Source organism: Ruegeria sp. G5 (genome assembly GCF_056533365.1).
Window position 1 is genome coordinate 24,287 of the sequence record NZ_JBQFOK010000013.1, and the last position, 21,994, is coordinate 46,280.

A 21,994-nucleotide genomic window follows, 5' to 3' on the forward strand; every position below is an offset into this window, starting at 1 on the left:
CAGTCGCATATCGGGATGAGTCGGATGGAAAACCCTCAATCGACCCAGTTGAAGATTACGGGAATGGGCTGCGCGTCGTGTGTTGGCCGCGTTGAAACTGCTTTGCGCGGTGTACCGGGCGTTGCAGAAGCATCCGTGAATTTTGCCACCGAAACCGCCCTTGTGAAATATGACGGTCCGCTCGGCGCTTTGACGGACGCGCTGGATGTCGCGGGTTATCCGGCTGCGACCACCGAGACGACCTTAAAGATTGACGGGCTGAGCTGCGCCTCGTGCGTGGCGCGGCTGGAACGCGCGCTGATGGCAGCACCGGCCGTGGTCAGTGCCCAGGTGAACCTTGCCACGGAAACCGCAACGCTCCGCTTTATCGACGCGGCAACCGATCCGCTGGAACTCGCCACGCTTTGCAAAGACACAGGTTATCCGGCGCATGCGGTGCAGGCAGATGAGCCAAACTCAGAAAAAACCCAAGAGGCGAGATCGCTGGCCCGCACGACGCTCGTCGCGGCCGTTCTGGCCCTGCCGGTATTCGTTTTGGAAATGGGCGGGCATATGGTCCCGGCCTTTCATCACTGGATACACACGACCATCGGTATGCAGACCAATTATCTGATCCAGTTTGCGCTGACCACTGCATTGCTGATTGGACCGGGGCGGGTCTTTTACCGCAAGGGGATCCCCGCCCTGCTGAAAGGTGCGCCGGATATGAATGCGTTGGTCGCGATCGGTACGGGTGCAGCCTATTTGTTTTCTGTGACATCCACCTTCGCGCCCAAGCTTTTGCCTGAAGGCAGCGCAAACGTGTATTTCGAAGCCGCTTCGGTCATCGTGGTGCTGATCCTTTTGGGGCGCGTGATGGAGGCGCGGGCCAAAGGGCGCACCGGCGCTGCAATTCGCAAGCTTGTCGGGCTGCAACCCAAGACCGCTCGGGTTGAACGGGGCGACACGACAGTCGACCAGCCGATCGCCGAGATCAGAGTTGGTGACATCATTCAGGTCCGTCCAGGAGAACGTTTGCCCGTCGACGGTGAGGTTCTGGACGGCACCTCATATGTCGATGAAAGTATGATCAGCGGTGAGCCTGTGCCTGTGGGTAAGGCCCCCAAGGCTCAGGTCGTCGGCGGCACGGTGAACGGAACGGGCGCGCTGCGCATTCGTGCCACACGCGTCGGGGCCGATACCGTTCTGGCTCAGGTGATCCGAATGGTAGAACAGGCGCAGGGGGCTAAACTGCCTATTCAGGCGATGGTCGACCGGATTACGGCGTGGTTCGTCCCCGCAGTGATCGGAGTAGCCTTGCTGACAATAGCAGTCTGGCTTTTGTTCGGCCCAGCGCCCGCACTGCCGATGGCGATGGTGACAGGGGTCTCTGTCCTGATTATCGCCTGCCCATGCGCCATGGGGCTGGCAACCCCAACGTCGATCATGGTCGGAACCGGGCGCGCCGCCGAGTTGGGCGTGTTGTTCCGCAAAGGCGATGCGTTGCAACAGCTGCAGCAGGCCAGAATCATTGCCTTGGACAAAACCGGCACGCTGACCATGGGGCGCCCCGAGCTAGAAAGCGTCACGACAACAAACGGATTTGACCGTGACACCGTACTCCGCCTCGCAGCAGCGGTCGAGTCCCGCTCTGAACATCCTATTGCTTCGGCTATTACCCGCGCCGGTCCATCGGCGTTGCCTGAACTTGCAGATTTTCAGTCTCTGACCGGGCTCGGTGTGAAGGCCGTGACAGAAGGGCATGCGGTATTAATCGGGTCTTCCCGTCTGATGGAAAAAAACCAGATTGACCTATCCGACTTGAGCGCCGAGGCCGAGCTAAGAGCAACCGAAGGTGCAACGCCGCTGTTTGTCGCGATCGACGGGCAGGCCGCAGCCCTGTTGGCGGTATCAGACCCGGTCAAACCCGGAACTGCTGAGGCTTTGGCCGAGTTGCACAGTATGGGGCTGACGCTGGCGATGATCACAGGCGACAATGCCCGCACGGCACAGGCTTTGGCGCAAATACTGGGCATCGACCACGTCACTGCCGAAGTCCTTCCCGACGGTAAACTGACAGCGATTAACACCCTACGCGATCAGCACGGGGCGCTGGCCTTTGTGGGCGACGGCATCAACGATGCCCCCGCACTGGCAGCCGCTGATACAGGTATTGCCATCGGCACCGGGACGGATGTTGCGATTGAAACGGCGGACGTTGTGTTGATGTCGGGCGATTTGCGAGGGGTAATCAATGCGGTTGAAATCAGCCGCCGGACGATGCGCAATATTCATCAGAACCTGGGCTGGGCCTTTGGATACAATGCGTTGCTGATCCCGGTGGCCGCCGGGGCTCTCTATCCGTTTGGAGGGCCGCTTTTGTCCCCGGCGCTTGCTGCTGGTGCGATGGCACTGTCCAGTGTGTTTGTCGTATCCAACGCATTGCGTCTGCGCCGCGTTCGCACGCGCTTTCACCTGACTGAAAAAGCCCCTGCGCCACAGGCGGTGCCGGCATGAATATCGGAGACGTATCAACACAGACCGGACTGCCCGCGAAAACCATCCGCTATTATGAAGACATTGGCCTGATCAAACCTTTGCGAGATGACAATGGCTATCGCCGGTTTCGCAGTCAGGATCTGCACAAACTGAATTTTCTGGGCCGGGCCCGGGCGCTGGGTTTTACGATCGAGGATTGCCGAACCCTGATGGCGCTTTATGAGGATGAAACCCGCGCCAGCGCTGACGTTAAAAAGGTTGCCCGGGCTCATATGGCGCAGATCGAGGCAAAGATCGCGGATCTGAACGCCATGCGAGACACCTTGGGGCATTTGATTGACGCCTGCGCGGGCGATGATCGCCCTGACTGTCCCATCCTGCGGGATTTGGGCGGCAAGCCGTGACATGGGGTTGCCCTTTGGGCGCAGCTTTGGTTTGTCAGTGCTGAACATCCCGGCCTGCTGCACTAGATAAGGTCCGGACAGCAGAGAGGATCTTAACTATGGCAAAAGTCGCATTCCTGGGCCTGGGGGTCATGGGCTATCCGATGGCCGGACACCTGCAGGCCGCAGGTCACCAAGTCACCGTCTACAACAGAACCGCGGCAAAGGCCGAAGCCTGGGTTGCGCAGCATGGCGGCGCAATGGCAGCAACGCCGCGCGCAGCGGCCGAAGGCGCAGAGTTTGTGATGGCCTGTGTTGGAAATGACGACGATCTGCGCATGGTTTGCACAGGAGACGACGGAGCGTTTCCGGGCATGTCAGACGGCGCGATCTTTGTCGACCACACGACCGTTTCTGCAAAAGTCACGAGCGAGCTGTACGAGACCGGCAAAGCCGCTGGAATCGCTTTCGTCGACGCTCCGATCTCGGGCGGTCAGGCGGGTGCCGAAAACGGCGTTCTGTCGATCATGTGTGGCGGGGATCAGGCGTCCTATGACGCCGCAGAGCCCGTCATGCAGGTTTATTCCAAGATCTGTCGCCGGATCGGGGAAAGCGGTGCGGGACAAATGACCAAAATGTGCAACCAGATTGCCATTGCCGGGCTTGTTCAGGGCTTGAGCGAAGCGCTGCATTTTGCCGAAAAAGCAGGATTGGACGGACGTGCCGTCGTCGAGGTTATCAGTCAGGGTGCGGCTGGCAGCTGGCAGATGGCCAATCGGTATGAAACTATGCTGGACGATCATTTCGATCACGGTTTTGCTGTCGATTGGATGCGCAAGGATCTGGGTATTTGCCTGAATACGGCGAACAAAACGGGTGCGTCACTGCCGGTGACTGCGTTGGTCGATCAGTTCTACAAAGATGTGCAAAAACTGGGCGGCGGTCGGTGGGACACATCCTCGCTGATCAAACGCTTGCGCGCGCTGGATTGAGGGTAAGGGGGCTGTCTGCCCCCTCTTGGCCCGTTGGGCCAATTCACCCCCGAGGATATTTTTGGCCAGATGAAGAGGATCCCGCGTCTGACGGGACAGGATTTTGAATGGATGACGTAATGGCGTTCTGGGCGGATTTGGTGCGGCAGCGCTGGGGGTTGGGTGCATCACTAACCCGCCTGGATGGCGAATATGATCTGAACTTTCTGGTTCAGGCTACCAACGGACAGGATTACGTTCTGAAAGTTATGCGTCCGGGCTGTTCGGTTGAGTTAGTGGACATGCAGATCAAGGCATTGAACCACATCGCGTCCGAAGCGCCTGGATTGCCGTTTCCGAAAGTTATTGCGGACTTGAGCGGGCTCGAACTGCCGGAGATTGCGGACCCGCATGGGCAGCCTCGGCTGGCTTGGATGCTGGAGCGGTTGCCGGGGCAATGCTATGCCGCAGTTGCACCGAAGTCGGCTGAATTGATCCTGAAACTGGGTCGCGTTCTGGGCGCGACAGATCGGGTTTTGGAGTCCTTTGGCCACGATTGTTTGCACCGCGCGGATTTCAAGTGGGATTTGATGCAAGCGCATTGGATCGCCGATCGATTGGATGCGATTACTGACCCTGCGCGCCGCGCTTTGCTGGTGGATATCTGCGCGCAATTTCAGGCGCACTCGAAGGCACTGGCCGATCTGCCGAAACAGGCGATCCACAATGATGCAAACGACTATAACATTCTGGTCGAAGGTGCGTTGGATCAACGTCAGAGCATTTCGGGCTTGATTGATCTGGGGGATATGTGCGCCGCGCCGCGCGTCTGCGAATTGGCGATAGCGGGGGCCTATGTGGTTCTGGACCATCCAAACCCAGAGAAAGCGCTGGCAGAACTGGTCCGTGGATACCATGCCGCCAATCGGTTAAAGGCAGAAGAGGTCGATTTGATCTGGCCATTGCTGCGCATGCGCTTGGCAGTTTCGGTAGTCAATTCGACCTTAATGGCCGCCCAAAACCCTGATGATCCTTACATCACTATCAGCCAGGCACCCGCATGGCGCTTTCTTGAAAATGTAAACATCAATGGCGGGCTAATACCTGCCCGCTTGCGCGTTGCATGCGGGCTGCCCGTCACAGACGGGGCGGCGCGTGTGCAAACCTATCTGTCAGAACACCGGGGCGGGTTTGCGCCAATGTTCGACAGGGATCTCAGCGATGCCCCGATGGGGTCGTTGTCTGTGGAAAACTGTGTTTGGCCTCAAAATCCGTTCCACATGCCTCTGGCTGAGGCAGCGCGTGTGGGCGAAGAATATGGTGAGGGGCTTTGGCTGGGATACTACAACGAACCACGCCTGATTTATGCCGAACCCGGGTTTCGCAAGGGTCCGTGGAAGGCCTCCGATCGGCGTACCGTGCATCTGGCGGTCGATGTTTTCGCCTCCGCCGGTACAGTATTGCACGCCCCCATGAGCGGGCGGGTCGAAGCCGTCGAAAACCGGGACGCACATCTTGATTACGGCGGCGTCATTATTTTGCACCATGAAACGCCCGAAGGGGACGCGTTTTACACGCTCTATGGTCATCTGGATCCTGAAGTCTGCGACCGGTTAAAACCCGGCGATCCGGTAGCACAGGGTGCGGCTTTTGCGCGTCTGGGGGATGCCACGCAAAACGGCGGCTGGGCACCGCATGTTCATTTCCAACTGGCTATGACCACAGATGGAATGCAGGCCGATTGGCCCGGCGTAGGTGACCCCGACGAGATGGAGTTGTGGAACGCGATTTGCCCGAACCCCGCTGCGTTACTGAACCTGCCGGATGACAAGGTGTGCTACCAACCCACCGACAAACAAGCGATCGCGCAAGGTCGCAAAGCCCATTTTGGCGGCAATCTTAGCCTGACCTATGACGACCCGGTGATGTTGGTGCGTGGGTGGAAGCACCACTTGTTTGATGAGTGGGGCCGCCCTTACCTGGACGCCTACAACAATGTTCCGCATGTGGGCCATGCGCATCCACGTATTCAGGCCGTTGCAGCGGATCAGCTGAAGAGGATGAATTCGAACACCCGGTATTTACACCCAGCGCAGACGGCCTTTGCCGAGAAAGTATTGTCTAAGTTTCCAGACCCATTCGAGGTTTGCTTTTTCGTCAATTCGGGCACCGAAGCAAACGAATTGGCGCTGCGCTTGGCCCGCGCCCATACTGGGGCCAAGGGCATTGTCACCCCTGATCACGGGTATCACGGCAACACCAATACAGCCGTCGCGATTTCGGCGTACAAGTTCAACAAACCCGGTGGCGTTGGACAGGCTGACTGGGTCGAACTGGTAGAAGTGGCTGATGACTATCGCGGCTCTTTCAAGCGTGATGACCCCGAACGCGCGCGAAAATACGCAGACCTTGTCGATCCTGCCATCACGGCTTTGCTGGACAAGAGTCAGGGCCTGGCCGGATTCATCGCCGAAACCTTTCCTTCCGTTGGTGGTCAGATTATTCCGCCCAAGGGTTACTTGCCTGCGGTCTACGAGAAAATCCGCGCTGCGGGCGGGGTTTGCATTGCCGACGAGGTTCAGACCGGACTGGGACGTCTGGGCGACTATTACTTTGGTTTTGAGCACCAAGGCGCGGTACCGGATATCGTTGTGCTGGGTAAGCCGATTGGCAACGGGCATCCATTGGGGGTCGTGGTCACAACCAAGGAAATTGCCCAAAGCTTTGACAATGGGATCGAGTTCTTTTCGACCTTTGGGGGTTCGGCCCTGTCCTGCCGGATAGGCAAGGAAGTTCTGGATATCGTCGATGATGAAGGGTTGCAGGACAACGCTCGCACGATGGGCAACCGCTTGAAGGATGGCTTGCGCCAGATCGAAACGGAATTCGGGTGCGTCGGCGATGTGCGTGGGATGGGGCTGTTTCTTGGGGTTGAACTAATCAACCCGGATGGGTCCGAAGGCACCAAGATTTGCAAGTACGTCAAAAACAGAATGCGTGATTATCGAATTCTGATTGGCAGCGAAGGTCCAAAAGACAATATCCTGAAGATCCGCCCTCCTTTGACCATTGAGGCCGATGATGTGGACATGATCCTGTGGGCATTGCGCAATGTTCTGACAGAAGTTGGCGATTACGCCCCTGCCCCTGATTGCGACCACACGCATCACCACGCCGGATGCGGATGTTGCTAAAGGAACAAAGCCCGGACTGAATGCCCGGGCTTTGAACCTGCTCGACCGTTAATGAAGCACTGCCGAGGGGGATCTATGTCCGGTACTGGGAACCGGCAGCGATACCGTCATTCTGCGCAGTGCCAACCCTAACTCTTCGGACAAAGAGGCAAGTGCAGGCGCAAAGTCGGGGCGCACAATCAGCGAAGCCATCATCATCGCATCTTCGCGTGCGCCTTCGGACGCAGCCGCGATCATCTGAGCAAAACAGTTCTCGTCCGCGCCGAGGCAGGAACACCCCAATCCGTGCCGGATCAAAGGACGCCGCCCGTGATGTGCACATAAGGAACACAACCGGTCCAAGGTCAGCATGGCCAAACGCCCTTGATCTGTGCCCAAAGCTATCTCGAAATCACTGGCAGCATCCGCCCGCGCCTGCGCACCATCGCTCCATAGGCGCAAGTACATCACGGCCCCCGCCTCTAGCGGGCTAAGGTCCGCCAAACGCCCGACCGCCGCACCGCCTCGCGTAGTGGACCCCCTCATTTCGTCAGGATCAATTTGCCAGCGCGGGTGATACGCAGCGTGTAAAGCTGATCGCCCAGTTCAATATGCGCAAGATTGCCGCCTTTGGTCAGGTCTTCGGCTTTATGGGCTGGCAGCATGGATACTGCGTAGGATTGGCTGGGGTTCGGGTTCTGCACATTCATAATGACAACTCCAGACGCTTTCGGCGAAAGGCCTTTTTCTGTTCGCATTTCAAATATCTGGCTGACCCGAATCCGGGGTGGCTGTCGATCTTAACATTAATCTGATTATTTTAGTCAGGTATGTCAAGTGCGATTTATACCACTCATGCGCCGGGGTGATTTGCACTCTGTCAACGCGCGGGATAGGTCTGGCGCGGCAGCTAGCAAGGACGACGCATCAATGACCGCGACAATCATGTTCGATCTGGACGGAACCCTGATTGATTCCATCCCCGATATCGCGGCAGCCGCGAACAAGATGCTGCAAAGTCAGGATCTGGACCCGTTACCGCAAACCACTATCAAGCAGTTCGTCGGCAACGGCCTGCCCAAGCTAGTTGAGAGGGTCATCCTGCACTGCGGCCTTCCCCTTGAACGCCACGAAGAGCTGACAAAAATCACGCTGGACTACTATACTGCTGCCTCCAGCGACTTGACCGTACCCTATCCCGGCGTGTCCGAAGCGCTGACCGAGTTACGCAATATGGGCTGTGTTCTGGGTATCTGCACCAACAAACCCGAAGCTCCAGCGCGCCATATCCTGCAGGCCCTCAACCTTGCGCATCATTTCAGCACAGTCTTTGGCGGCGACACACTGGAGACCCGCAAGCCTGACCCAGCGCATCTGCATGCGAGTTTTGATGCGGTGCAAAACGCGGGCCCTCGCCTTTTTGTCGGGGACAGCGAGGTCGATGCCGAGACCGCCCAGCGCGCTCAGATACCCTTTTTGCTGTTCACGGAAGGGTATCGGAAAACCCCGGTCGCCGACATTCCGCATACCTTGAGTTTTGACCACAACAATAAGCTGCCATCTTTCGTAACCGAAGTCGTGTCACGACTGGTTTAAGTTGGCAGCTTTCAGGTGCCCGGATTGCACGAACCAAGCTGACCGCCCGCGAACATCGGGTGATCCGATGGATAGGTTACCTGCTCCACTGGTGTCACATCGACTATTTCCAGCTTATCAAAGTCGTTGGTCGGGTTCTGTCGCCCTCTCACCACCAAAACGTCTTTGAAGCACTGGTGATCGTCTGCCCGGTACAGTGTCGGACCGTTTCCAAGACCGTCAAATTCAAATCCCTCAAGGGCTTCGACAACACCACATGGGTTGAACGTACCCGCACGTTCACATGCGTCGGCATACAACAATGTCTGAGCGTAGCACGTCTGCGCCGCACTCGATGGCGGTTTGCCGTACCTGTCACTAAAGGATTTCACAAAGGCCTTGGTACCTTCATCCTGCAACTGCCAGTTCCAATTCATTGAACCAAGAACACCCTTTATGTTCTCGCCTGCCGCGTTCGCGATTATTTCGGTGTGCAAAGGCACGACGATCCTAAAGTCTTTACCGTTTGCAACCTTATCCAAAAGACCAGACTGGATTGCATTGGTCAGAGAGTTCACGAGGTTTCCGCCATAATGATTCAAAACCAGCACGTCCGCACCCGCGTCCAGGACCGGAGCAACATAGTTCGCAAAGTCGGTCGACCCGAGCGGTGTTTTAACCCTGTCGACGGTTTCCCACCCCATAGCTTCGGTCGAGGCAACTAACGCCTCCTCCTGACTGCGGCCCCAGTTGAAATCAGCCGTCAGATGATAGGCACGGCGCTCTTGGCCCAATTCGGTGGCCAGCACGGGTGCCAGCGCGGCGCCTGACATGTAGGCGTTAAAGAAATGACGGAACCCGTTAGCTTTTTTATTCTTACCTGTCGTATCATTTGCGTGGCTCAGACCGGCCATGAAAATCACACCCGCTTCCTGACACAGATCCTGAACAGCAATTGCCACGCCAGAGGTCGAGCCGCCGTTTATCATAATCGCGCCGCCATTCTCGATCATCGATTTGGCCGACGCACGTCCAGCATCCGATTTGGTCTTTGTGTCGCCGGTAATAAACGCGACTTTCTTGCCCAGGATACCGTTCCCGCTAAGCTCTTTGGACGAGAACGTGTTCAGGCAACCACCGTCGCCTTCGCCATTCAGGTGTTCAACCGCAAGCTGTTGCGCCAGCAGTTCGTCATTCCCTTCCTCGGTATAAGGCCCTGTGAGCGCATTGTTGAACCCCAGCGTAACCGAAGAGCCAGTAGGTTTGTTGGTGTATGCAGCCGCGGACGAGGCCGTGAATACCATTGGCAAGGCCAGGCCCGAACCGGCAGCTATGCCGGACCTTAGAACGCCGCGGCGCGTGAAAGATTTGCCAGTCATTCGCTCATGCCATTTCCCATTTTCTATACGCCGACTCTTGTTCCAGCGAATGAAAACGCATCCTGCGTTCTAAAAATACAAACGAGCTTCTGAAGAAGCGCTCAATAACCAATTAAAAATGCCGCTATGGTCTGTAAATGAAAGAGCAAAAAACGAGAGGTTCTGAAACATTTTTGACACATAACATGCATCCGGCTTTCGACCTGCCACACATTCAAAAGCCAAATAATCTGATGTTTCTATTCGTAGACGTTAAACTTTAGTGCACGACATACCCTGTTAAACAGATACCACCTGACAGTGTTTACTCCGAGCTTTTCGTATGCTCCCGGTTCACTTAGGGAAATTGGCAATATCCATGCATTTCGGTGATATCATCGCGTGAATACCAACAGAACAAAAGGGGAATACTCCGGGCAATACCAAGGGTATTTAGGCACTTTATTGTCTGCCTAAGGCGGAACAGTGAAGCATATTTTGTGGCTTTGTCTATAATTTGGCGGCCAATTGGTCACAACTTCCAGCATAACGCCAGAATTTATGTACCGTTAATTTTCAGTTAATTTTTAAAGTGATACTTTCGATATCTGATAAGAATCGTTGAAAGACAGTATGGGCATTTGCCCGATTTCGGCGTAAGCCACAATTTGTTGTAACAAGTATGGAACGGTGACGTATGGATGGGGGGAAGGCTCAAAGTGGGGCGTGGCTGCCAAACGCGCTTCATGCACGAGCAATCATAAATTTCATTCATTGGAGTCAGGGCGGACTTGTTCTGGACGCTGCGCTGAAAGGCATTGTTGAAGCCTTTGGTGCAGAGTGCGGAGTGATAAGCCGCCTGTGGCTGAACAAGGGTGCCCATCGCATTGCCGCGCGTGCTGACACGCGCGATGTCGCGAACGGTCGGAACTTGTTCATGTCGTTCGCGAACGATGCGCTTGGCCCGTTTCGCAACATGCCTAAGCGTGGTTCTGTTTTCAGCCTGCGTGAAGACGGTGAGGACCCGGGAAAATGGTCGCCTGTCCTGACGGATTGGGTTTCGAACCGCAGAATTTCAGATATTCTGTTTGTGTGCCTGGACCATCAGGCAGGCGAGATCGATTTTCTGGAGCTTCATTTCGGGCCAGGTTCGGATCCGCGCTTTAAAGAGGCGATCGAACAAATCACCCCACAGTTGTCGGAAACCTTTCAGAGCCGCCGTGCTGGTCTGGTGACCGAAGCCTTGTCACGCCAGACTGTGGCGACGATCCGCAAAACCTGCACCGATGTCCCAATTCTGAGCACAGACAACCCGACGGGGCTGACACGCGCTGAGTGGCGCGTCTGTGTTCTGGTTTCTCGCGGGATTTCCACACAGGCGATCGGTGCTGAACTGGGGATCGGACCTGCAACTGTCAGAACACACCTCAAACATATCTACTCAAAAACCGGTCTGGACAATTTCCATATGCTGGCGCGCAGACTAGTTTCGGTCGAAGAGCGTGAAGCTCTTCATGGGAAACTACATCAAGCAAGGGCTTAATGCCTGACACAGACTGGCAAACTTGGATAGCTCTTTGGCTTTTCGCACCGCTTTTTGCGGCAATCGCATGGACTGATTTCACTCAGCTGCGAATCCCCAACACCTATTGCATGATCGGCGTGGCAATTTTTCTTGTCACCGCCCCGTTCCTGGCGTGGAACGAGCTGCTGCTCCGCGCGCTCATCGGCGGGGTGTGCTTTGCAGTTTGCTTCGGTTTGTTTGCGATCAGATGGTTGGGCGGTGGAGATGCCAAAATGCTTCCGATCGTCTTTCTTGTCATTCCTGTCCGCGCACTACCTGACTATCTTTTGTTGCTCGCGGTCGCGATGGCGCTTGGCATTGCATTGATGATCACGCTTCGCCGTTTCGCTAAAGAGTTTTCGCAACGCTTCACATCAACGGCCCAATCGCGAGAGTTTCCAATGGGTATCGCGATCGGATCATCCGGGTTGGTCCTGGTGATCTGGTCGATCACGCAGGTAACCCAGTAGATCTTAGTTGCCGAAAGTCTCCATGTAACGGATGACGATAGGTGCCAGGATGAGCCCGGCAATGGCTGGCAGCATCAAACTCGCCATAACGGCAGACATCTGAACGGGCAGCTTGTTGGCTTTCTCCTGAGCGCGCAATTCACGCAACTCGCGCATCTCTTCCGCATATGTGTTCAGAGCAGACGCCAATGGAACACCAAACCGTGTCGACTGAAGAACCACGCTGACAAAGGCGCTCATCTCTTCAATGCCAGTGCGGCGTGCCATCCGCATCAGTGCTGCGTCACGGTCCCGGCCTGCTTGGATTTCGCTGAGTGCAATCAGGATTTCTTCGGACATCTCAGGTGCCACCAATTGCATTTCAACGGCAACTTTCAGAAGGGCCTGGTCGAACCCCATGCCGGCTTCAATCCCAATCTGCAAAAGATCAAGCATGTTCGGGAACGCATTCTCCATCACCCGTTTGCGTTCTTTAATACGCGTGCTCATCCAAAGGTGTGGGCCATAGAAGCCGATTGCCCCTAAGATGACGACGTTACGCAACGTGGTCAGCAGATCCAACCCGGCCATGTATTCCGCGATACGGGCACCAAAATTATTCGGTGGCTGCCAGTTCAGCAGGAAAATGAACGTGAGCGGCAGGAATGTCGCCAACCCAAGACGAATAAAGTAGTAACCCGCGATGGCATTTTTTCCACGAAACCCAGAGCGCGCGAGCACCTGACCAACTTCGAGCCGCTCGCTGGCGTCTGTCGGGATCAGCGCCGCGCTAAGTCCGGTTGGCGTTTCTCCCTCAAGTTTATCAGGTGTTGTGCGTGCAAGGTTCTGCCGCGGGCGACTGGGTGCCATACGCTCAGCAGCTGTCGAACGTTCGCTGAACGCGGATGAAATTCCGAAAAACGCAACCACTGCACCGATGATAACCACGGCAAAAATAAGGATTTGCGATGCGAAACCGTTTTCAAGAATTGAATTTACAAATTCCATCGAAAGAACTCCTTATATCCGGAAATTCACCAATTTAAACAACACAATGGCATTCAAAACGATTGCCGCAGCAATCACGCCCATCACCGGCCAGAATTGCGGAGCGTCAGCAACATCACCATAATAGGTCGGCGTCACAATCGTCATGAACACGGCAATCAAAACCGGAATGCTGGACAGAATGAATGCGGTCATACGACCCTCTGCGGAAATCGCTTTGACTTTACGCCGCAAGGACATACGTGCCCGGATCACCCGTGCCAGAGTTCTGAGGATCCCGGCCAAATCGCCACCGGTACCATGCTGCATCATCAGCGCAACGGCGAGGTATTGAATATCCTCTTCGTCGATGCGGTCTGCCAGGTTTTTCATGGCATCCGTAAGCTCTTCGCCATATGCAACCTGGTCCACGATCAGGCCAAATTCAGTCCCGATAGGATCTGGCATCTCTTCGGCAACACTCTGCAGTGTCGTGTTCAGGGGGTGGCCTACTTTTAGACCACGCGCCATCAGATCCAAGGCATCCGGTAATTGCTTGATCAGATTCGCCTTACGTTTTCTGAGTGTGGACCCCAGAATGACCAGAGGCCCAATTAGAAACACGACAGCGGAAATTGGAACCACCTGATACGGGTTAGCGATTGTCGAGCCCCCGATCGCACAGATCAGGAACGCCACAACGCAGGCCACCAGAAACATCTCAGGGACCATATTCAACCCTGACGCCTTCAAAGCCGCCGGCAAATCGCCCACGAATGGGAAATTCCTTATGAACGGCTTCGCCTCCTGAGGCTTCAGAAGGTTCAGGACGTCCTCACCGCTTCTGCCTTCGTTCAGCATCTGAACGCGGCGGTTGATAGCCTCTTCCCGGTTTTCACCGCGACGCAGGAACTGTCGAATACCTTCCCAGGCGATCAAAGCGCCCAGGAACATGACCAATGCAAGAACAAACCGAACGTCAAAGCCCGCAATTTCCATCTCGGGCCCCACCAGGGCATTGATGTTCAGGTTAGCGAAGTATGATCGAATTTGTTCAAACATGACCGGTCTCCTTTAGCTGAATTTGACCGTAGACAGATCAACCCCAGCAGCGGCCAATGCCTCGCTGGACTTCGGTCGAATGCCTGTTGCCATGAACCGACCGAGAACTTTACCGTTCTCGTCTTTACCTTCGCGCTTGAAGACAAAGATATCCTGCATGGTGACGATATCGCCTTCCATGCCGGTAACCTCGGCAATCGACGTCACGCGGCGCGTACCGTCCGACAAGCGGTTGAGCTGCAAGACAAAATTCACAGCAGACGCGATGGTTGCGCGGATCGCCGCGTGAGGCAGTTCCATGCCACCCATCTGCACCATCTGCTCAACACGAGACAGGGCGTCCCGAGGGCTGTTGGCGTGAACCGTGGTCATCGAGCCGTCGTGGCCGGTGTTCATAGCTTGAAGCATGTCAAACGCTTCCGAGCCTCGCACCTCGCCTACAACAATACGGTCCGGACGCATCCGCAGCGCGTTGCGAACCAGGTCACGCTGTGCCACCGCACCCGTGCCGTCCAGACCCGCTGGGCGGGTTTCCATGCGCAATACGTGTTCTTGCTGCAGCTGAAGTTCGGCCGCGTCTTCGATGGTAACGATCCGTTCATTATGGCCAATATAAGAAGACAAAGCGTTCAGCATTGTCGTCTTACCAGAACCTGTACCGCCTGAGATCAGCACGTTCATTTTGGCTTCGACCAGACCCTTCAACAACTCAGCGGCACTATCGTTCAGAGCTTCGTTTTGAACCAGACGCTGCATCGTCAAAGGCACGCGTGCAAACTTACGAATGGAAAGGGCCGGACCATCCAGCGCACAGGGGCGAATGATGGCATTTACACGGCTGCCGTCTTCCAGTCGCGCATCAACCCAAGGCTGGCGTTCATCAATACGACGGCCAACGCGGCTGACAATCTTGTCGATAATTCTCAGCAGGTGCCGCTCATCCCGGAACCGTGCTGCAGTCTTTTCAAGAATACCTGCGCGCTCGACGAAGATCTGTTCATGACCATTTACGAGGATGTCGTTGATCGTCGGATCAGCAAGCAACGGCTCAAGAGGGCCAAGGCCAAGTACCTCGTGCATCAGCTCTTCGACCAGTTGCTTGATCTCGTCGCTGCGCATGGCGCGGCCTTCAGCGCGAAGCAGATCTGTGGCGTGTTTGCCGATCTCACCGCGCAGCGTGTCCTCTTCAACCTTGTCAATAACGGCGAGGTTGAGCTTATCCAGCAACGAGTTGTGCATCCGGGCTTTCAGGTCAATCCGGTCAAGCTCACGCTCTTGCATGGCAGCTTTCTTCTCGGCACCAAACGCAGCCATGTCTGAAACTTTGGCCTCTGCCGGCTTTGGATCCAGGGCAACAACCTTGGCAGCGTTAGGAGTTGGACGACCCGGTCTGTCAAATTCACGAAACATTATATCAACCTTTTACTTTATCTTCCGTCACAGCTTCAGAAGCGGGTTCCGTTAGTTATTCATGCGCGGTGGCAGCGATGCTCTGGTATCGTCCGCTAGTTTCTTGATCGCACGTGTCGCTGGAGCGCGGTTGGAGACTTCCTGGAGCGGAATTCCGCGGTCTACGGATTCACGCACAGTCCGGTCATCCTTCGGCACCCAATAAGAAAAGTCCTTTTCAAGCAACTTGGTCGCAGCGCGATGATGTGCGGCTGGGAACAGCGGTTTTTTCTCAAGGCTTGCAACCAGTTGGATATCAAGCGCTGGATTTTCGCTGTGGTAAAAATCAATAAGCTTACGCGCCGAGCGTACCGATGGAACGGCGACGTCGGTCACAAGATACAGCCGGTCGGCCTGTGTCAGCACCGGGGTGATCCATTCCACCAAGGCACGCGGCAGGTCCACGATCACATAGTCATGCGAACGCTTGAGGCTGTCGAGAATTGCGTCAATCTGTTCGTCCTTAATGGCCGACAGAGGACCATAGCGGGAAGGCGCAGCCAGAACGTCGACACCGCAAGGCGCCTTTGTCATTGCCTGCTCAAGGAAAGCGCTGTCGGGGATGCTTTCTTCCATCGCCATACGCCACATGGCGTCGCTTTCTTCAACATCCATAAGGGCCGCGATCGAGCCAAACTGGAAGTCCAGATCGACAACCGCAACTTCATTTGCGGCTTTCTTCTTAAAGAATCCCTCTTTCTGTTGCAGCTCGTTCGCCATATTCGCGGCAACCAGCGACGATCCGACGCCACCACGGGATTTCGCTACGGCGATTACTTTCCCAAGGGTTGCGTGCCCGCCCCAAACCGCAGGCAATTGCGCCTGACGACGGGTCCGAATTGCATCGACCTGGGGTACGATTTCTTCATTAATGGCTTTGCGCGGCAAAACCTCATCCACACCCAATTTCGAGAGCTGCCGTGCTTTTTCCAGCGGCATGTCTTCGGGCGCCAGCGCGATGATGATTGCGTTGGGCATCCGCGCGTCACAGATGCTTTTGGCTGTCTCCAGCATCTTGTCGCTGTCTTCTTCGACATCAAACAGGACAACATCGTTCAGCGCAGTGAGTGAAATTGCCGATCCGTTCACACCCGAGACAGTATCTTTTCGTCCCGTGAACTGGCAGTTCTCCTGCTCGGCGAGTGATCCCTCGATGGCCGAATAGATCTCTTCGTCCGGCGAAATCAACAATACTGAAATATTTTTTCCACTCATTATACTTCTCCTTACTCTGCTGCCCCGATGCCCAAGTCTTCGGCAGGTACCGAAGTGCTCATCGCGGGAAGGGAAATGCTGTTTGGGGTATTGGAAGTGACCGCCGGGCTGCTGGACGCAAGCGCAGCCAAACCAGCCAGCGGCATTACGAAATCAAAATTGACGTTGATAAGTTCGGCCGTAACAACCGGGGTGTAGGGTCCACCCAGGAAACCAAGGCGCGAGTCATGTGTATAAGCAAACTGTACGTTGGCAGGCGTTGTACCTGGCGGCAAAAGCGCCTCGATCTCATCCCAGATACGCTCTCCATAAGCTGTGTTGATGTCCAGCGTGCACGGCGCAGGCAATGTCGGCGTTGCGCAGACACCGCCCGTTCGGCACAGGGTGCCAAATCTCGTGTCACCCGCCGGATTGCTAGCGAGCTCATGCGTAGCGGGCAGCGCCCCACATTGTGCAGGACCGACAGTTGCCAAGCGTGCAGCTTTCTGCATCGCCTTCTGCGCCGTCGTTGTCGACCAATACAGGCGACCGTAGTCCACGATGCCGAACATCAGCAACAGGAACATTGGGATAACCAGGCCAAGCTCGACCAGTGCGGCACCACGTTCCTGTCTGCGGAACGCGCGGAGTATATGTGTTAAGCGTTTCATACCCCATACACCTTGCTTTGATCCGAGATTTCGGTGTTCAGCGGCCCCAAAGAGGTACCAAACAGGCTGAAAACATTGCCAAACAGGAAGTCGATGCGAATTTGCGCGGTGACTTCAACAACCGAGGACGGGTTTACACGATAGTCGCCACTGCGCGGAACGCATGTTGGCACAACGTCCACCACGGTCGTTCCAAGAGGCAGGACAGCCGAGCCACCCAACTGATTGGTGACAATGTCAGTCGCGATCATGTCGTAGCCTGCGTTCAGCGTAGACGCTCCGCCTGCACACAAATCAATCGGCGCGATACGTGCAATCATTCGGGACGCATCGCGAACACCAGCTGCGGTTGCCTGATGGATCCAGGTGATGCGACCGCCTTCGACGATAACTGCGATGAACAGCATCAACAGGGGCAGGACCATCGCGAACTCGACCATCGGGGCGCCAGATTCACAGCGCTTCAGACGTAGGATTTGAGCAACAAGACGTTTCACCGGTACAACCTCACTACATCACGGAAAATACCGTCATCATCATTGCCACCAAATCCGCCACCGCCGACCTGTTCAACAACTTCAAGAAAGATGTCGAAATCGGTGCCCGAGTCGCTATCCAAAGGTTGGATCAAGAAGCCTTTTATGAATTCCTCCACCGGGACATCTTCGGCGCGGCCTTGCACGTTGTTTGCTGCGCAATCGATAGCCGCCAGGATGAACGTCCGACGATCAGGGTCTGTAGAGGCCGGCGCATTACACTGAGGCACCCCGCTCTCGGCGCGATCGGGTGACAGAATTGGTCCTCCGGCGGCCTGAGCGATTTCTTCCAAATACAGTTGGTAGCGCGTCGTATTCGCCGGCAAATTCCGAATGGCATCTGCTGCCAGGCTTGTGTTGACGGTCAAATCACCCAGTGGTCCATCACCGTAGTTGTAGTCTTCATAGCGGGCCCGGCCAGTGGACCAATCACCGTCACCGAACCGACCATCTCCGCCTGGGAAACTGCAGGAATCTGTTGCGAAACAATCATCCGGTTGTAGCGGAAGAGTATTTGTGGAGATTTCCGGCTGACCGCTGATACAGCTATTCCCACCACCGTTGCCGTTACCGTTCCCATTACCACTCGGTTGAACAAACCCAGAGATTACGTTTGGTCCTGGTGCATAGGCTGGGTCATTTCTAAAGCTGTTCAGAGTCGCTTCGAAGTAGTCGAATCTTGAGTTATAAATCGCACCGGCAATACCCTGACGCTGTCCTGGCTCGGTGTCGACGCCACGTTGCGCTACGCACCGACCGATGTTGCCTTCTGCCGCAATCAGGCAAATGTAAAGGCTTGAGCCATTCAACCCGGCACATGGCCCCAGTGGGTTGATGCCAAAATCTTCAGGGTCAAGGAAGCCAAAGTTGCCGGGGCCCCAAGGCGCGTTTGCCTGGCCAGTCCGCAACTTGATTGCGGTTCCAATATTGGCGTTCGCGGTCCAACCCGGAGGGATACAGAACATCAGTGGCGTTACATCACAGGCGTAGGACGTAAAACCCGCAATCGCTACCGCGCTAACTTCTGCATCCTCGGGGGTTGCCCCCAAAAGGCTGGACAAAGCACGGGTAAAGGGCAGGAACACCGTACGCGGGGTCGCCGTGACCTCTACCAGAACAGCAGCTCTTTGATTGGTCGTGACAAACGCGGCTACCGAAGCCTCATCACGGGCGTCATCGGGCAGGTTCGTCAGAAACCGTAGGGAAAAATCTGCGGCAGAGTTCAGCGTCTGGCTACCATCTGCAAAGAACTGTTCGTCCTCGATCATCGCAGCAGCCGCAGCTGTGGCACGGTCGATGGAGTCACCGTTACCATCTAGCTCACCCGCCGCAGCCAAGGCAACGTGATCTGCGTAGGACTGCAAATCCGTCTGGGTTGAGACGACACGGCCAAGGTCAAAAGTCAGGGCCACGAAGCCGAAGATAAACACCAGGCTCATTCCGACAAAAACCAGAATTGTGCCGCTTTCGTCGTTCCTGAACTTTTTAACCGTACGCATCTCAAACCCTCCGGAACACTCGTTAAACTTAGTTCACTGTGCTGGACGTATCCGTTACAGGAACCTCTTCTTCTTCATCCGCGGTGATGAAGACTTTTTCTTCCTGAACGTCCGAGACACCACGGCGCACCTTGACGATCGGCTGTACTGTGTCTTCATCGGTTGGCGATTTTTCCAACAGAATGTCGCTGAGACGCACAGATTCCAGCGGCTTGTCTTCATCCCCTTGCAAGGACCGAAGCGACAGGCTCAACTGTCCGGCTTTTTGCGCCAGCGCCAGCCGCTGACCTTGTTCCGGCGTCACTTCAACAGTGACGGTGCGGGCAATCCCGGGCTCATCCAACTCTTCGTCTGCAGTTTGGTCGACACCAATGATGCGAATGTTTTGCAGGATGGTGATCGCGCGCAGTTCTTCGTTTGAACCGCGGGTCAGAACGATGTCAACAAAGTCACCCGGGGTAACGAACCCACCAACGCCGGTTTGGGCGTCAACGTTAATTGCCATCGCGCGGTTATTTTCGCCAATGGTCTGAACAATGGTAACTTTTTCGCCGAACTCTGACACTTTTGACGCCAGCAGGATCTCACCCTGAGCCAGCGCACGTTTCGCGCGACGCGGGTCTGCGCCGGGCTCGGGCAGAACATCATCGAAGCTGGTGAAAACACCGGCCGGGACCGAATCTACCGGCCATTCAATCGTGGTCAGTTTGTGACCTTCGATCGGCGTCCCGAAAGCGATATCTTCAGCCACCGCTACAACCCGAACGATCGACGCGTCCGCAGCTGCTTCTTGATTTCTCTGTAGTTGATCTTGGGCGATCAGGACGGCACCGCCGGCCAGTCCGACACCCAGAAACGTCATTAGAAAAGACTTAATGCGCATAATGCCCTCCAATTTCCGAAGTCGGTTTAGGTCATCAGATACGGGCGAGTTGCTATATTGCCTTTACACAAGTCGACTAGAGAGCTGACGAAAACCGTTTAATTCTAGTGCGATACCCCGCAAGATCTTTGACGGGATATCTGGTTCATAGCGTACTTTGCCGCGTCGCTTAGCGAGTTGCTGCGCTGACGGCTGCCGAGAAGTTGTCACTCGTGGTGTCAGCAAGGTTCGTTAGAACCGTACCACCAACAACGATCGCAACGAACAGCGCGATACCGTATTCAACAAGTGTCGCACCGCGCTCGTCCTCACGAAGTTTCAGGAACACCTTACGAATAGAATTTTTCATGTCTCTTACTCCATACTCTTTAATCAAGTGCGATACGACGCACACAGTAAGCACTAGCCTTTGGTTGCAGATTTTTTCTGGCTATGTCGGCACTGTTTTTCAAAAATCGAAAATCAGCGCCGATTGTGCTTACAACTTGGCGCAGTTAGCGGGTAGCCGCTGTTACCGCGTCGCTGAAGTTCGAGCTTGTCTGACCGGCCAGGTTGGTCAGAACAGTACCGCCAACGACGATCGCAACGAACAGCGCGATGCCGTATTCAACCAGGGTCGCACCGCGCTCGTCGTCACGCAGCTTCAGGAAAATCTTGCGAATTGAATTCTTCATAATTTGTACTCCAGACTGTTTTACCAAGTGCGAAATCTCCGCACACACACGAGGTACACATCCCCGTTAATAGAATTGATACCAATCGGTGTTCATCTAAACCTCCCCCCAAACGAAAAGGTTTTCCCGTATAACGGGAATTTTCTTTCGAATTGGGCAGATTTGTGGCCGGAGTTTGGTAGAAATCAATCAAATACACCGAGATTCGCCGGAATCAGGGTGCGGTCGAATCGTAAATAGGGAATTTGCACAGATTTAAGGTGGCGAACCCCATTTCCCGCGTTCGTTCACGGAAGTAACGCGTCGCGTGATCGTATTGAGCTGAGAAACACAAAAGCCCACCGTATTCGGCGGGCCTTAGTTCACATACTACATCAAAAAAATTAGGCGTCAGACCGTGACGCCCTGTAGCACCTGATCGCGTGACAGCTCTTGCCGGGTGCCTTCCATCAGAATCTCGCCCCGTCTGAGGACGACGAACCTGTCTGCCAGGTCGTAGGCAAAATCAAAATACTGCTCGACCAGAACGATCGCCATCTCACCTTTGGTTCTGAGGTGGCGAATAACGTCTCCGATCTGCTGTATGATATTGGGCTGGATTCCTTCGGTGGGTTCGTCCAGCAACAACAAGCTCGGCTTGGTGATCAATGCCCGGGCGATAGCCAATTGCTGCTGCTGCCCCCCAGACAGGTCTCCGCCCCTGCGATTTTGCATTTGGTTGAGAACCGGGAACAGGTCGAAAATCTCGTCCGGAATAAAGTGCTGATCTGATGGCAGGCAAGCGAACCCAGTCTCCAGGTTCTCGCGCACTGTTAAAAGCGGAAAGATCTCTCTTCCCTGCGGAACATAAGCGACACCTTTCCAGGCCATTCGGTGGGCGGGGAGTGCTGGCAGGGTTTCACCATTCAGCTCAAGCGATCCGCCCGAACGCGGATGCGTCCCTGAGATCGCTTTGATCAGGCTTGTCTTGCCAACGCCGTTTGTGCCCATGACACAGGTCACTTCACCCACTGCGGCCTCCATCGAAATGCCGTATAGGATTTGCGAGTGACCATAGTGCAAAGTCAGATCATTCAGTTTCAGCATCG

21 protein-coding genes are annotated in these 21,994 nt (G+C 55.3%); 7 read left to right on the forward strand and 14 right to left on the reverse strand.

The window, feature by feature from the left end; all coding sequences use genetic code 11:
* The first annotated feature begins 24 nt into the window (after positions 1-24).
* The 4 genes from ACR0BD_RS18280 (at position 25) to ACR0BD_RS18295 (ending at position 7,026) form a co-directional block, all read left to right on the forward strand.
* Entirely contained in the window at positions 25-2,496 is a 2,472-nt protein-coding gene (locus ACR0BD_RS18280) for a heavy metal translocating P-type ATPase (protein WP_480832668.1), read from the forward strand.
* Positions 2,493-2,882, forward strand: a complete 390-nt coding sequence (gene cueR, locus ACR0BD_RS18285; RefSeq protein ID WP_480832597.1) for a Cu(I)-responsive transcriptional regulator — start codon at positions 2,493-2,495, stop codon at positions 2,880-2,882. Before ACR0BD_RS18280 ends, cueR begins: the two co-directional genes overlap by 4 nt.
* A 98-nt stretch (positions 2,883-2,980) precedes the next feature.
* Positions 2,981-3,853 carry an NAD(P)-dependent oxidoreductase gene (locus ACR0BD_RS18290; protein ID WP_480832599.1) on the forward strand — a complete coding sequence of 291 codons (873 nt, stop codon included), beginning with the start codon at positions 2,981-2,983 and terminating at the stop codon, positions 3,851-3,853.
* A gap of 107 nt (positions 3,854-3,960) precedes the next feature.
* The gene (locus ACR0BD_RS18295; protein WP_480832601.1) at positions 3,961-7,026 is read left to right on the forward strand and encodes an aminotransferase class III-fold pyridoxal phosphate-dependent enzyme; all 3,066 of its coding nucleotides are present in this window, start codon (positions 3,961-3,963) and stop codon (positions 7,024-7,026) included.
* 48 nt (positions 7,027-7,074) lie between these two features.
* Here the strand turns inward: ACR0BD_RS18295 and ACR0BD_RS18300 are convergent, their stop codons facing one another.
* Together ACR0BD_RS18300 and hemP are read right to left on the reverse strand one after the other, a co-directional pair.
* Complete coding sequence (locus ACR0BD_RS18300) at positions 7,075-7,551, reverse strand: hypothetical protein (protein WP_480832603.1); 477 nt, start codon at positions 7,549-7,551, stop codon at positions 7,075-7,077.
* Entirely contained in the window at positions 7,548-7,715 is a 168-nt protein-coding gene (hemP, locus tag ACR0BD_RS18305) for a hemin uptake protein HemP (RefSeq protein ID WP_082637147.1), read from the reverse strand. The genes ACR0BD_RS18300 and hemP overlap by 4 nt, the downstream gene beginning before the upstream one ends.
* Before the next feature lie 220 nt (positions 7,716-7,935).
* Between hemP and gph the strand changes: the two genes are divergently transcribed.
* On the forward strand, positions 7,936-8,601 hold the full coding sequence (gene gph / locus ACR0BD_RS18310; protein WP_480832605.1) for a phosphoglycolate phosphatase: 666 nt from the start codon (positions 7,936-7,938) through the stop codon (positions 8,599-8,601).
* Positions 8,602-8,612: 11 nt separating this feature from the next.
* On the opposite strand, the gene ACR0BD_RS18315 is transcribed toward gph, so the two are convergent.
* Complete coding sequence (locus tag ACR0BD_RS18315; RefSeq protein WP_480832607.1) at positions 8,613-9,959, reverse strand: substrate-binding protein; 1,347 nt, start codon at positions 9,957-9,959, stop codon at positions 8,613-8,615.
* Positions 9,960-10,635: 676 nt separating this feature from the next.
* Between ACR0BD_RS18315 and ACR0BD_RS18320 the strand changes: the two genes are divergently transcribed.
* Complete coding sequence (locus ACR0BD_RS18320; protein WP_480832609.1) at positions 10,636-11,481, forward strand: helix-turn-helix transcriptional regulator; 846 nt, start codon at positions 10,636-10,638, stop codon at positions 11,479-11,481.
* Entirely contained in the window at positions 11,481-11,972 is a 492-nt protein-coding gene (locus ACR0BD_RS18325; RefSeq protein ID WP_480832611.1) for an A24 family peptidase, read from the forward strand. Before ACR0BD_RS18320 ends, ACR0BD_RS18325 begins: the two co-directional genes overlap by 1 nt.
* A 3-nt stretch (positions 11,973-11,975) precedes the next feature.
* Here ACR0BD_RS18325 and ACR0BD_RS18330 read toward each other — a convergent pair whose 3' ends face one another.
* The 11 genes from ACR0BD_RS18330 to urtE form a co-directional block, all read right to left on the reverse strand.
* On the reverse strand, positions 11,976-12,959 hold the full coding sequence (locus tag ACR0BD_RS18330) for a type II secretion system F family protein (protein ID WP_480832613.1): 984 nt from the start codon (positions 12,957-12,959) through the stop codon (positions 11,976-11,978).
* 12 nt (positions 12,960-12,971) lie between these two features.
* A complete protein-coding gene (locus ACR0BD_RS18335) occupies positions 12,972-14,000 on the reverse strand; it encodes a type II secretion system F family protein (RefSeq protein WP_480832615.1) in 1,029 nt (342 codons plus the stop codon).
* A 12-nt stretch (positions 14,001-14,012) separates the two neighbouring features.
* Entirely contained in the window at positions 14,013-15,410 is a 1,398-nt protein-coding gene (locus ACR0BD_RS18340) for a TadA family conjugal transfer-associated ATPase (protein WP_480832617.1), read from the reverse strand.
* Between the two features lie 51 nt (positions 15,411-15,461).
* Positions 15,462-16,664 (reverse strand): CpaE/TadZ family protein, encoded by a 1,203-nt coding sequence (locus ACR0BD_RS18345; protein ID WP_480699616.1) that lies wholly within the window; start codon positions 16,662-16,664, stop codon positions 15,462-15,464.
* An 11-nt stretch (positions 16,665-16,675) separates the two neighbouring features.
* On the reverse strand, positions 16,676-17,314 hold the full coding sequence (locus ACR0BD_RS18350) for a TadE/TadG family type IV pilus assembly protein (RefSeq protein WP_480832619.1): 639 nt from the start codon (positions 17,312-17,314) through the stop codon (positions 16,676-16,678).
* Positions 17,311-17,811 carry a TadE/TadG family type IV pilus assembly protein gene (locus tag ACR0BD_RS18355; protein WP_480832621.1) on the reverse strand — a complete coding sequence of 167 codons (501 nt, stop codon included), beginning with the start codon at positions 17,809-17,811 and terminating at the stop codon, positions 17,311-17,313. The genes ACR0BD_RS18350 and ACR0BD_RS18355 overlap by 4 nt, the downstream gene beginning before the upstream one ends.
* The gene (locus ACR0BD_RS18360; RefSeq protein WP_480832622.1) at positions 17,808-19,349 is read right to left on the reverse strand and encodes a TadE/TadG family type IV pilus assembly protein; all 1,542 of its coding nucleotides are present in this window, start codon (positions 19,347-19,349) and stop codon (positions 17,808-17,810) included. Before ACR0BD_RS18360 ends, ACR0BD_RS18355 begins: the two co-directional genes overlap by 4 nt.
* 28 nt (positions 19,350-19,377) lie before the next feature.
* Positions 19,378-20,232: a Flp pilus assembly protein CpaB gene (cpaB, locus tag ACR0BD_RS18365; RefSeq protein WP_480832624.1), complete on the reverse strand. Its 855-nt coding sequence runs from the start codon at positions 20,230-20,232 to the stop codon at positions 19,378-19,380.
* Between the two features lie 169 nt (positions 20,233-20,401).
* Positions 20,402-20,581 (reverse strand): Flp family type IVb pilin, encoded by a 180-nt coding sequence (locus ACR0BD_RS18370; RefSeq protein WP_480832626.1) that lies wholly within the window; start codon positions 20,579-20,581, stop codon positions 20,402-20,404.
* A gap of 145 nt (positions 20,582-20,726) precedes the next feature.
* On the reverse strand, positions 20,727-20,906 hold the full coding sequence (locus tag ACR0BD_RS18375) for a Flp family type IVb pilin (RefSeq protein ID WP_480832628.1): 180 nt from the start codon (positions 20,904-20,906) through the stop codon (positions 20,727-20,729).
* A gap of 390 nt (positions 20,907-21,296) precedes the next feature.
* Entirely contained in the window at positions 21,297-21,992 is a 696-nt protein-coding gene (gene urtE, locus ACR0BD_RS18380) for an urea ABC transporter ATP-binding subunit UrtE (RefSeq protein ID WP_480832630.1), read from the reverse strand.
* Between the last annotated feature and the right edge of the window lie 2 nt (positions 21,993-21,994).

Excerpts from the sequence above, each read along its gene's own strand:
- ACR0BD_RS18280 (WP_480832668.1), top strand. The coding sequence starts at position 25 with ATGGAAAACCCTCAATCGACCCAGTTGAAGATTACGGGAATGGGCTGC.
- cueR (WP_480832597.1), top strand. The coding sequence starts at position 2,493 with ATGAATATCGGAGACGTATCAACACAGACCGGACTGCCCGCGAAAACC.
- ACR0BD_RS18290 (WP_480832599.1), top strand. The coding sequence starts at position 2,981 with ATGGCAAAAGTCGCATTCCTGGGCCTGGGGGTCATGGGCTATCCGATG.
- ACR0BD_RS18295 (WP_480832601.1), top strand. The coding sequence starts at position 3,961 with ATGGATGACGTAATGGCGTTCTGGGCGGATTTGGTGCGGCAGCGCTGG.
- ACR0BD_RS18300 (WP_480832603.1), bottom strand. The coding sequence starts at position 7,551 with ATGAGGGGGTCCACTACGCGAGGCGGTGCGGCGGTCGGGCGTTTGGCG.
- hemP (WP_082637147.1), bottom strand. The coding sequence starts at position 7,715 with ATGAATGTGCAGAACCCGAACCCCAGCCAATCCTACGCAGTATCCATG.
- gph (WP_480832605.1), top strand. The coding sequence starts at position 7,936 with ATGACCGCGACAATCATGTTCGATCTGGACGGAACCCTGATTGATTCC.
- ACR0BD_RS18315 (WP_480832607.1), bottom strand. The coding sequence starts at position 9,959 with ATGACTGGCAAATCTTTCACGCGCCGCGGCGTTCTAAGGTCCGGCATA.
- ACR0BD_RS18320 (WP_480832609.1), top strand. The coding sequence starts at position 10,636 with ATGGATGGGGGGAAGGCTCAAAGTGGGGCGTGGCTGCCAAACGCGCTT.
- ACR0BD_RS18325 (WP_480832611.1), top strand. The coding sequence starts at position 11,481 with ATGCCTGACACAGACTGGCAAACTTGGATAGCTCTTTGGCTTTTCGCA.
- ACR0BD_RS18330 (WP_480832613.1), bottom strand. The coding sequence starts at position 12,959 with ATGGAATTTGTAAATTCAATTCTTGAAAACGGTTTCGCATCGCAAATC.
- ACR0BD_RS18335 (WP_480832615.1), bottom strand. The coding sequence starts at position 14,000 with ATGTTTGAACAAATTCGATCATACTTCGCTAACCTGAACATCAATGCC.
- ACR0BD_RS18340 (WP_480832617.1), bottom strand. The coding sequence starts at position 15,410 with ATGTTTCGTGAATTTGACAGACCGGGTCGTCCAACTCCTAACGCTGCC.
- ACR0BD_RS18345 (WP_480699616.1), bottom strand. The coding sequence starts at position 16,664 with ATGAGTGGAAAAAATATTTCAGTATTGTTGATTTCGCCGGACGAAGAG.
- ACR0BD_RS18350 (WP_480832619.1), bottom strand. The coding sequence starts at position 17,314 with ATGAAACGCTTAACACATATACTCCGCGCGTTCCGCAGACAGGAACGT.
- ACR0BD_RS18360 (WP_480832622.1), bottom strand. The coding sequence starts at position 19,349 with ATGCGTACGGTTAAAAAGTTCAGGAACGACGAAAGCGGCACAATTCTG.
- cpaB (WP_480832624.1), bottom strand. The coding sequence starts at position 20,232 with ATGCGCATTAAGTCTTTTCTAATGACGTTTCTGGGTGTCGGACTGGCC.
- ACR0BD_RS18370 (WP_480832626.1), bottom strand. The coding sequence starts at position 20,581 with ATGAAAAATTCTATTCGTAAGGTGTTCCTGAAACTTCGTGAGGACGAG.
- ACR0BD_RS18375 (WP_480832628.1), bottom strand. The coding sequence starts at position 20,906 with ATGAAGAATTCAATTCGCAAGATTTTCCTGAAGCTGCGTGACGACGAG.
- urtE (WP_480832630.1), bottom strand. The coding sequence starts at position 21,992 with ATGCTGAAACTGAATGATCTGACTTTGCACTATGGTCACTCGCAAATC.